The organism is Streptomyces sp. UNOC14_S4 (assembly GCF_020740835.1).
Taxonomy (GTDB): Bacteria; Actinomycetota; Actinomycetes; order Streptomycetales; family Streptomycetaceae; genus Streptomyces.
Map to the genome: position 1 here is coordinate 1 of NZ_JAINFC010000264.1, position 10351 is coordinate 10351.

The window sequence follows — 10351 nt, forward strand, 5'->3', positions numbered from 1 at the left end:
GGGCTGGGGGTCCCCCCAGACTCCGTCCGGGGGGACCCCCAGCCCTTTGCGGAACGCATGCCCACAACCGGGAAGGCGGAGGCGTAAGCACAGCCGACGGGCCGCGCCCCATCAGGGGCGCGGGGAACTGCGCGACCAGCCGTCGACGACCCGCAGCCGCGCGCCGGGCCCGGGTGGCAGCCCGGTAGGCGCAACGGGCCACCGACCCGCGGCCGCGCGTCAAGCGCAAGAGGCACTCCGATAGGCGCCGCGCACCGACCCGCAGCCGCGCGCAGCGCAAGACGTACTCCCGGTAGGCGCAACGGGGGCCCAGGGGGCGCAGCCCCCAGGAGACGCGCGGGTGTCACACCACGCAAACCACCCAAAGCGGCGGTAATCTGCGCCGGTAGCGGGCCCGCTACCGGCGAGAGGTGAGCATGGTCCTCGATCCTCTGATCGAACTGCGGAACGTCAACAAGCACTACGGACAGCTGCACGTCCTCAAGGACATCGACCTCACCGTCGGCCGCGGCGAAGTGGTCGTGATCATCGGCCCCTCCGGCTCCGGCAAGTCGACCCTGTGCCGGACCATCAACCGCCTCGAACCCGTGGAGTCCGGCACGATCACCCTCGACGGGCACCCCCTTCCCGAGGAGGGCCGGGAGCTCGCCCGGCTGCGGGCGGAGGTCGGGATGGTCTTCCAGTCCTTCAACCTGTTCGCCCACAAGACCGTGCTGGCCAATGTCTCTCTCGCCCAGGTCAAGGTCCGCAAGCGCGGCAAGGAGGAGGCCGACAAGCGCTCGCGCGAGCTGCTGGAGCGCGTGGGCCTGCTCGCCCACGCCGACAAGTACCCCGCGCAGCTCTCCGGCGGCCAGCAGCAGCGTGTGGCCATCGCCCGCGCCCTCGCGATGGACCCCAAGGCACTCCTCTTCGACGAGCCGACCTCCGCGCTCGACCCGGAGATGATCAACGAGGTGCTGGAGGTCATGCAGCAGCTCGCCCGGGACGGCATGACCATGGTCGTGGTCACCCACGAGATGGGCTTCGCCCGTTCCGCCGCCAACCGTGTCGTCTTCATGGCGGACGGCCGCATCGTCGAGGACCGCCCCCCGGAGGAGTTCTTCACCGCGCCCGAGAGCGAGCGCGCCAGGGACTTCCTCTCCAAGATCCTGAAGCACTGAGGGGCGGTGAACCGGTTGAGGCCGACCCGCCGCGCCCGTACGGCCTTCGTCGCCGTACTGCTGCTCTCCTTCCTCGCCGCCTGCGGCAAGGAGGGCAGCCCGCCCGTCAAGGGCCCCAGGGCCGACCAGCTCCCCGTCTACCACGTCGCGGCCGGCTTCCAGCTGCCCGACTCCCCGACCTGGCGGAACGCCAGGAGCCGCGGCCACCTCGTCGTCGGCGCCAAGGAGGACCAGCCCTACCTCGGCGAGAAGGACCCGGCCACCGGCCTCTACTCCGGCTACGACATCGAGATCGCCCGGATGATGTCCGCCTCCCTCGGCTTCGACCCGAAGACCGTCGTCTTTCGCACGATCGCCTCCGCCAACCGCGAGACCGCCCTGCAGAACGGCCAGATCGACTACTACGTCGGCACCTACACCATCAACGACCTGCGCAAGCGGCAGGTCGGCTTCGCCGGGCCGTACTACATCGCCGGGCAGTCCCTGCTGGTGCGCAAGGACGAGAAAGGCATCGACGGGCCGCAGGACCTGGCGGGCAAGAAGGTCTGCTCGGCCGCGGGCTCCACTCCGCTCCAGCGCATCCAGCGCGACTACCCCAAGGCGATCGCGGTCGCCTACGACACGTACTCGATCTGCGTGGACAACCTCCTCAGCCTCCAGGTGGACGCGGTCACCACCGACGACACCATCCTCATGGGGTTCGCCGCCAAGGCCCCCGACGAGCTGAGGATCGCCGGCAGGCCCTTCTCCAAGGAGCCCTACGGCATCGGCGTGCCCCGCGGGGACACCGCCCTGCGCTTCGCCCTCGACGACGCCATCGAGGCCCACGAGAAGAACGGCGACTGGAAGAAGGCGTACGACGCGACCCTCGGCCTGTCCGGGGTGCCCGCTCCCCAGCCGCCGCCCGTCGACCGCTACCCGGCGAGCTGATGCCCCGTGAACGTACTCACCGACAATCTCTCCCTCTACGGCAAGGGGCTGCTGGGCACCGTCGAACTCACCGTCTACGCCTCGCTCCTGGCCCTCGTCCTGGGCTTTCTGATGGCCTCCTTCCGTGTCGCGCCCGTCGGCTCGCTGCGGGCCTTCGGCACGGTGTGGGTGACGGTGCTCCGCAACACCCCGCTCACGCTGCTGTTCTTCGCGGTGCTGCTCGGGCTGCCGCGGTTCGGCGTCGTCCTGCCGTTCCAGCTCTTCGCGATCCTCGCGCTCGGCTGCTATACGTCGGCGTTCATCTGCGAGGCCGTCAGGGCGGGCATCAACACGGTGCCGGTCGGGCAGGGCGAGGCCGCCCGCAGCCTCGGCATGACCTTCACCCAGACGCTCGGCTGCGTCGTGCTGCCGCAGGCCTTCCGCTCCGTGATCCCGCCCGTCGGCTCGACGCTGATCGCGCTCGCCAAGAACTCCGCGATCGCGGGCTCGTTCAGCGTCACCGAGCTGCTCGGCACCTACAAGTCCCTCAACGAGCTGGGCTACAGCATCGTCTGGTCCTTCGTCTGGATCGCCGTCGGCTACCTGATCGTGACCCTGACCATCAGCGCGGCCTTCAACGTGCTGGAGAAGCGCTGGGGAGTCGCCCGATGACCGCCGTCGCCACATCCTCCACCGGCTCGACCGCGCTCTACGACATCCCCGGCCCGCTGGCCCGGCGGCGGCACCTGCTCTACGGCGCCGTCGCCACCGCCCTGATCGCCGGTCTCGTCGCCTGGGTGGTGTATCTCCTCTTCGACACCCATCAGTTCACCGCGCAGAAGTGGGACCCCTTCACCTACAAGGGCATCCAGGAACTGCTGCTGCGCGGCCTCGGCAACACCCTCAAGGCGTTCGTGTACGCCGCCGTGCTCTCCCTCGCGCTCGGCGGGGTGCTCGCCACGGCCCGGCTCTCCGCACACCGGCCGGTGCGCTGGCTCGCCACGCTGCTGGTGGAGTTCTTCCGGGCGATGCCGGTGCTGGTCATGATCTTCTTCGTGTTCGTCGCGCTCAAGGTCCAGCCGCTGCCCGCCCTCGTCACCGGCCTGACGCTCTACAACGGCTCGGTGCTCGCGGAGGTCTTCCGTACGGGCGTGAACACGGTCGACCGCGGCCAGCGGGAGGCCGCGTACTCCCTGGGCATGCGCAAGACCCAGGTGATGACGTACGTCCTGGTGCCGCAGGCGCTCCGGGCGATGCTCCCGACGATCATCAGCCAGCTCGTCGTCGCCCTGAAGGACACCTCGCTGGGCTTCCTCATCACCTACGAGGAGTTCCTGCACGCGGGCAAGCTGATCGCCGGCAATCTCGACTACGGACTTCCGTTCATCCCCGTCGTCATGATCATCTCGCCGATCTACATCGGGATGTGCATGCTCCTGTCGTGGCTCGCCCACTGGGTCGCGAAGCAGCAGAGGCGCAGCCTCAAAACGGAGGCCGTCGAGGTCGCCGCGGCCGAGCCGGGGACGCTGCTGCCGGGGCCCGCGGAACATCAGCCCCGGATTCCGCATTCGCCGGACGGGCCCAAGTCCTTTGAATAGTGTGGGCACATGGATTTCCGTCACCTGGGACGCAGTGGACTGATAGTCAGCCGCATCGCCTACGGCAACTGGCTCACCCGGAGTTCCGCGCGGGACGAGGAAACGGAACTCGCCTGTGTGCGGGCCGCGCTCGACGCCGGAATCACCACCTTCGACACCGCCGATGTCTATGCCGACACCCTCGCCGAGGAATCCCTGGGGCGGGCGCTGAAAAGCGAGCGCCGGGAGGGCCTGGAGATCCTCACCAAGGTCTTCGCGCCCACCGGCCCCGGCCGCAACGACCTCGGCCTCTCCCGCAAGCACATCCGCGAGTCCATCGACAATTCCCTGCGCCGCCTGGGCACGGACCACGTGGACGTCTACCAGGCCCACCGCTTCGACCCCTCCACCCCGCTGGAGGAGACCATGGAGGCCTTCGCCGACGTGGTCCACGCCGGCAAGGCGCACTACATCGGGGTCTCCGAGTGGACGGCCGACCAGATCCGGCGCGGCCATGCCCTCGCCCGGGAGCTGCGGATCTCCCTGGTCTCCAGCCAGCCGCAGTACTCCGCGCTGTGGCGGGTGCCCGAGGCCGAGGTGATGCCCGCCTGCGAGGAGCTGGGCGTCGGACAGCTCGTCTGGTCGCCCCTCGCGCAGGGCGTCCTGACCGGCAAGTACCTGCCCGGGCAGGAGTGGCCCGCGCGGTCCCGCGCGCTGGACTCCAACGACGGCTCGCCGGTGCTGGAGAACTGGCTGAAGGACGACGTCCTCGGCCGCGTCCAGCAGCTGCGGCCCGTCGCCGACGGCCTCGGGCTGACGATCGCCCAGCTCTCCCTGGCCTGGGTGCTCCAGCACCCCAATGTGGCCTCCGCCGTGATCGGCGCCTCGCGCCCCGAGCAGATCACCGACAACGCCAAGGCCGCCGGGGTCCGCCTGGAGGAGGACGTCCTGGCCGCGATCGACGCCGTGCTGGACCCGGTGGTCAGTCGCGACCCCGCCGCCACCCGGGACAGCAGCCCCACCGACCCCGGCTGGCGGCTCGCCTGACGGTACGTACGGCGCGAAGAACCTGACGGTACGGCGCGAAGAACGGTGAACGGGCCTCCTCGCGGACGAGGAGGCCCGTTCCGTCACCCGGGATTCACGGGAACCCCGCGATTCCCGTGAATCACCCCCAGACGACGGGCAGTTCGAGCAGGCTGCGCACCTGCATGCCGTCCTTCCATTCCAGCTCCTCCACGGGAACCGCGCAGCGCATGCCGGGCAGCCGGTGCAGCAGCGAATCCAGTGCCACTTCCATTTCCAGGCGGGCGAGCGGCGCGCCGAGGCAGCGGTGGATTCCGTAGCCGAATCCCAGGTGCGGATTGTGCTCCCGCAGGATGTCGAAGCGGTCCGCGTTCTCGAAGACCGATTCGTCGCGGTTGGCGGAGGGAATCGCGGGCAGCACCGATTCGCCCGCGCGGACGAGCGTGCCGCTCAGCTCGACGTCCTCCTTCGCATAGCGCGCGAAGGTGACGTGGGAAATGAGCGGCACATAGCGCAGCATCTCCTCGATCGCGCCGGGCATCAGCTCCGGACTCCGCTTCAGCGCGGCCAGCTGCTCCGGGTGCGTCAGCAGCACGTGCAGGGAGTCGATCATCTGGGAGGAGACGGTCTCGTGACCGGCGATCAGCAGGACGCTCGCCAGCTCCACGAGCTCCTTCTCGGAGAGCTTGTCCTCCTCGTCGCTGGCCTTGACCATCGCGCTGATCAGGTCGTCCTGCGGTGCCGCGCGCCGGGTCACCATCAGCCGCCCGATGTAGCCGTGCAGCCGCTGGGTGTCCGCCTCGATCTCCTCCTCCGTCATCACCGTCGTGGCGGAGAAGGCGTCCAGCCAGCCGCGGAACTGCTCGCGGTCCTCGAACGGGACGCCGAGCAGCTCGCAGACGACGGTGCCCGCGAAGGGCACCGCGAAGCTCTCCATCAGGTCTCCCGGCGGCCCCGCGGCGACCAGCGCGTCGATCAGCCGGTGGGCCTCCCGCTCGATGCGCGGCCGCAGCAGTTCGACGCGCCGCATGGTGAAGACCTTGGCGAGGAGACGGCGCAGCCGGGTGTGGTCGGGGGAGTCCATCCCCAGGATGCTCGTGTGGATGGGCAGCGGCGTCATCCGGGACTCGTCGTGCTCCTGGGCCAGCGCCCGGCTGAAGCGGGGGTCCGCGAGGATCGTCTTCATGTCCGCGTGCCTGGTGACGAGCCAGGCGTCTTCGCCGAAAGGGCAGCTGACCCGTACGACGGGCTCCTCGGTGCGCAGCTTCGCGTAGAGCGGGTCGACGTCCAGGGCGACCGCTTCGCTGAACGGGTAGGGGCGGGGCGCAGGATGCCCGTCGATGTGCTCGTTCATGCGGACCGCACCTCCGAGAGCCGGTTGTGGTATTCGACGAGGCTCTTGGGCCGCATGTCGGTCCAGTTCTCCTCGATGTAGGCGAGGCACTCCTCACGCCCGGCGGGGCCGCGCACGGCGGTCCACCCGGCGGGCACGGTGGTGAAGGACGGCCATAAGGAGTGCTGTCCTTCGTCGTTGACCAGTACGAGGAACGTGCCCTCGGTGTCGTCCCAGGGGTTGCTCACGGCGTACCTTTCTTCGCTCGGTCGAACTGAGAGGGTGTGAGGAAGGGAGTGTGAGGCGGGCACGCGGACGTGCCGGGGTCCGGCCCCGGCACGTCCGCGGTGCGCCGCGGTCAGTGCCCGGCGGGCGGCGGGAAGAAGCCGGACGCCACGAAGTGGTCGGCGTAACGGCGGATCAGCTCGCCGTCCAGCGGCGGGAATGCGAGATGCGAACCGGCCAGCCCCGCCACGGTGTTGGCCCGGTCCAGGCGCAGTCTGCCGACGCGGGCGAGGGCGGGCAGTGTGTCGGTGAGCAGCACTGCCGCGTCCAGCGTTCCCGTGGCGCCCTCCTCGGCCGCCTCCGCGTCGGCGCGCTCACGGAGCACGCGCGTCCAGGTGTCCAGGTCCAGGGCGTCCAGCCGGTAGCCGTACGCCCGCAGGTGCCCGAGGACGGTGTCGAAGGGCACGGGGGAGGGGCAGGTGAGATGGTGCGCCAGGCCGAGGGCGGCCGGGTTGCGGGACAGGCGGACGATGGCCGCCGCGGTCCAGTCGGCGGGGATCAGGTCGATCACCGGGGCCGGTCCGTCGTCCGCCGCGCGCGGCGCCGCCCCCGTGACGATCATGGCGCGCGCGAGCTGCCAGAACACGTCACGGCTGGAGCCCGCGCCGCTCAGGGTGTCCCCGCTGATCCGCCCGCAGCGGTGGACGGTCACCGGGACGCCGCGCTCCGCCGCCTGCCAGACGAGCTGTTCGGCCACCCACTTGCTCTCGGTGTAGCCGCCGGGCAGGACGCCGTCGGCCGGCACCCGGTGGGACTCGGGCACCGGGGCCGGCCGCCCGTCCGTGTCCGCCGAGACGTCCATCGAGACGTCCGCCGAAACGTCTGCCGAGAGGTCCACCGACGCGTCCACCGACGCGTCCACCGACGCGTCCACCGATACGGCGGCCGTGGAGACGTAGTGCACCGGCACCGGGCCCGAGCGGGCCGCCAGGCGCAGCACTTCGCGGGTGCCCGAGACGTTCGCGGCCCGCAGCCGGGCGTAGCCGTCGACCGCGCTGACGCGCGCGCCGTTGTGGTAGACCGCGTCGATCAGTCCCGCCAGCGCGTCGAAGCGCTCGGGGGTCAGGCCGAGGAGCGGCTGCTCCAGGTCGCCGGGGACGGCGACGACGCGGCTGCGGGAGAACTCGTTCCACAGCCCGTACTCCGCCATGTTCCGCCGGATGCGCCGCTCCGCCTGCGCGGTGTCCGCGGCCCGGACCAGGCAGTGGATGTCGGCGCTCGTCCGGTCGAGGAGCTCGCGCAGCAGGAACGCGCCGAGGAAGCCGGTCGCGCCGGTGAGCAGGATGTTCTCCCGCCCCGCCGTGCGCGTGCTCTGCACCGGCGGGCCCGCGGTGACCGCCGGGTCCAGGACGGCCTCCGCGGCGAGGTCGGGGCGTGCGGCCGCCGGGGTGTCCAGGTCGCAGGCGGCCAGCAGTGCCGCCACCGTCTGCCGCTCGAAGAGGGCGCGGACGGGCAGCTCCACGCCGAGGCGGCGGCGCACCCCGCTGATGACCCGGGTGACCAGCAGCGAGTGCCCGCCCAGGTCGAAGAAGCTGTCGTCGATGGTCACCTCGGGCACGCCCAGCACCTCGGCGAACAGCTCGCACAGGACCCGCTCGCGCGCGTCGCGCGGGGCCCGGCCCGTGGACAGGGCGCCGAAGTCGGGCTCGGGCAGCGCGCTCCGGTCCACCTTGCCCGTCGCCGTCACCGGCAGCGCGTCCAGCACCAGCACCGCGGACGGCACCAGGTGCGGGGGCAGCAGTCCGGCCAAGTAGGCGCGCAGAGCGGCGCCGTCCGGCCGGTCCGCCGTACCCCTGGCGTCGGCGGCGGGGACCACGTACGCGGCGAGGTACGTGCTGCCGCGGCCGTCCCGGCGGGGCACGACGACGGCCTGCCCCACGCCCGGGTGCCCGCCGAGCGCGGCCTCGACCTCGCCCGGCTCGATCCGGAAGCCCCGGATCTTGATCTGCGCGTCCGTGCGCCCGATGAACTCCAGCTGGCCGTGGGCGTTCCAGCGCACCAGGTCCCCGGTCCGGTACATCCGGGTGCCCGGCGCGGCGAACGGGTCGGCCACGAACCGCTCGGCGGTCAGCCCGGGCCTGCGCAGATAGCCGCGGGCCAGGTTGGGGCCCGACACATGGAGCTCGCCGGGCACGCCCGGCGGCACCAGGCACAGGTCGCGGTCGAGGACGTAGGCGCGGGCGCCCACGGTCGGCCGCCCGATCGGGGGCGTGCCGCCGCCCGTCAGCGGGGCGCTGAGCGTCGCGCACACCGTCGTCTCGGTCGGCCCGTAGCCGTTGATGTACCGGCGCCCCGCCGACCAGCGGCGGACCGTCTCGCCCGAGACGGCCTCGCCCGAGGAGATCAGCCAGCGCAGCGAGGGCAGGTCGCCGGGCTCCATCACCGACAGCGCCGCCGGGGGCAGCGTCGCGTGCGTGACGCCGTGCCGCGCCACCAGGGCGGCGAGAGCCGGTCCCGGCGCGGTGACGTGCGCGGGCGCCATGACCAGCGCGGCCCCGGTGAGCAGCCCGCCGCACAGCTCCCACACCGCGCCGTCGAAGCTGTGCGAGGCGAACTGCAGGACGCGGCTCGACGCCGTGACCCCGAACCGCCGCAGCTGCGCCTCGACCACGCCGGAGAACCCCGCGTGGGTGACGACCACGCCCTTGGGGCGGCCGGTGGACCCGGAGGTGTAGATGGCGTACGCGGGCGCGTCGCAGGTCAGGGGCCGGGTGCGCTCGGCGTCGGAGACGTCGGTGTCCCAGCACAGGGCGACGGCCCGCCGGGTCTCGTCGCGGTCCAGGACCACCGTGCGCGTACCGGACACCTCGGGCACGGGCAGCGCCGTGCCCGAGCCCGTGAGCAGGAGCGCGGGCCGGGCGTCCTCGGTCATCCAGGCGATGCGGGCCGCCGGGTAGGCCGCGTCCAGCGGCAGATAGGCGGCGCCCGCCTTGAGCACGGCGAGGGTCGCGACGACCGACTCGGCCGTGCGCGGCAGGGCGATGGCCACGAAGCGCTCCGGCCCGGCGCCGCAGCCGATCAGATACCGGGCGAGCTTGTTGGCCCGGGCGTTCAGCTCACGGAAGGTCAGTTTCCGTACGGTGCCGGAGCCGTCGTCCTCGATCAGCGCGGTCGCGTCGGGCGTCCGCCGCACCTGGGCCTCGAACAGCTCGGGGAGGTGCCGGAGCGCGAGTTCGCCGGGGCCGTCGCCGCTCAGCTCCAGCAGCCGCTCGCGCTCGTCCGGGAGCAGCACGTCCAGCGATCCGAGCCGCCGGCCGGGGTCGGCGGTGACCTCGTCGAGCAGCCGCAGGAAGCGGTGCACGAGCTTCTCGGCGCTCTCCCGGTCGAACAGGTCGGTGCTGTACTCCGCGACCCCGTCCATGCCCCGCGGGCGCTGGTCGCCGCTCGGGCGCTCGCGCAGGCTCAGCGACAGGTCGAACCGGGACGCCCCGGTGGACACGGCCTGCTCCGTGACGGTCAGCCCGGGCAGCTCCGGGACGCTCCGCGGCGCGTTCTGCATCGCCAGCAGCACCTGGAACAGCGGGTGGTGGGCGAGGCCGCGCGCCGGGGCGAGGGTGTCCACGAGCCGCTCGAAGGGCACGTCCTGGTGGGCGTACGCGGCCAGGTCGGTCTCCCGGACCCGGGCCAGCAGGTCGCGGAACGCGGGGTTGCCGGAGGTGTCCGTGCGCAGCACCAGCGTGTTGACGAAGAAGCCCACCAGGCCGTCGAGCGCGTGGTCGGTACGGCCCGCGACGGGCGTGCCGATCGCGACGTCCGGGCCCGCGCCCAGCTTCGCGAGCAGCGTCGCGAGCGCGGCGTGCACGACCATGAACGGGCTCGTGCCGCTGCGCCCGGCCAGGTCCGTGATCCGCCGGTGCAGCTCGGCGTCGACGGTGAAGTGCAGGGTGTCGCCCCGCTGCGAGGCCACCTGCGGCCGGGGCCGGTCCGCGGGCAGCTCGGTGCACTCGGGCAGGCCGTCCAGGGTGCCTGCCCAGTACGCGATCTGACGTGCCGCCAGGCTCTTCGGGTCCGTCTCGTCGCCCAGCAGCCGGTGCTGCCACAGCGTGTAGTCGGCGTACTGC

8 protein-coding genes are annotated in these 10351 nt (G+C 72.0%); 5 read left to right on the forward strand and 3 right to left on the reverse strand.

Annotated elements, in window-relative coordinates; all coding sequences use genetic code 11:
• The first annotated feature begins 416 nt into the window (after positions 1 to 416).
• From K6I34_RS22465 to K6I34_RS22485, 5 genes are read left to right on the forward strand one after another with little or no spacing between them, the layout of a single operon-like run.
• A complete protein-coding gene (locus K6I34_RS22465) occupies positions 417 to 1160 on the forward strand; it encodes an amino acid ABC transporter ATP-binding protein (RefSeq protein ID WP_229328131.1) in 744 nt (247 codons plus the stop codon).
• 15 nt (positions 1161 to 1175) lie between these two features.
• On the forward strand, positions 1176 to 2090 hold the full coding sequence (locus K6I34_RS22470) for a glutamate ABC transporter substrate-binding protein (RefSeq protein ID WP_229328136.1): 915 nt from the start codon (positions 1176 to 1178) through the stop codon (positions 2088 to 2090).
• 6 nt (positions 2091 to 2096) lie between these two features.
• A complete protein-coding gene (locus tag K6I34_RS22475) occupies positions 2097 to 2741 on the forward strand; it encodes an amino acid ABC transporter permease (protein WP_229328132.1) in 645 nt (214 codons plus the stop codon).
• Positions 2738 to 3667, forward strand: coding sequence for an amino acid ABC transporter permease (locus K6I34_RS22480; RefSeq protein WP_229328133.1), 930 nt, complete (start codon positions 2738 to 2740; stop codon positions 3665 to 3667). Before K6I34_RS22475 ends, K6I34_RS22480 begins: the two co-directional genes overlap by 4 nt.
• Before the next feature lie 9 nt (positions 3668 to 3676).
• Entirely contained in the window at positions 3677 to 4693 is a 1017-nt protein-coding gene (locus K6I34_RS22485; RefSeq protein WP_229328134.1) for an aldo/keto reductase family protein, read from the forward strand.
• Between the two features lie 121 nt (positions 4694 to 4814).
• Here the strand turns inward: K6I34_RS22485 and K6I34_RS22490 are convergent, their stop codons facing one another.
• From K6I34_RS22490 to K6I34_RS38375, 3 genes are all read right to left on the reverse strand, one after another.
• The gene (locus K6I34_RS22490) at positions 4815 to 6026 is read right to left on the reverse strand and encodes a cytochrome P450 (RefSeq protein WP_229328135.1); all 1212 of its coding nucleotides are present in this window, start codon (positions 6024 to 6026) and stop codon (positions 4815 to 4817) included.
• Entirely contained in the window at positions 6023 to 6253 is a 231-nt protein-coding gene (locus tag K6I34_RS22495) for an MbtH family protein (protein ID WP_121797109.1), read from the reverse strand. Before K6I34_RS22495 ends, K6I34_RS22490 begins: the two co-directional genes overlap by 4 nt.
• 110 nt (positions 6254 to 6363) lie before the next feature.
• Positions 6364 to 10351: amino acid adenylation domain-containing protein (locus tag K6I34_RS38375; RefSeq protein WP_275127127.1), on the reverse strand; the 3988-nt coding region annotated here is incomplete at its 5' end.

Excerpts from the sequence above, each read along its gene's own strand:
- K6I34_RS22480 (WP_229328133.1), top strand. The coding sequence starts at position 2,738 with ATGACCGCCGTCGCCACATCCTCCACCGGCTCGACCGCGCTCTACGAC.
- K6I34_RS22485 (WP_229328134.1), top strand. The coding sequence starts at position 3,677 with ATGGATTTCCGTCACCTGGGACGCAGTGGACTGATAGTCAGCCGCATC.
- K6I34_RS22465 (WP_229328131.1), top strand. The coding sequence starts at position 417 with ATGGTCCTCGATCCTCTGATCGAACTGCGGAACGTCAACAAGCACTAC.
- K6I34_RS22490 (WP_229328135.1), bottom strand. The coding sequence starts at position 6,026 with ATGAACGAGCACATCGACGGGCATCCTGCGCCCCGCCCCTACCCGTTC.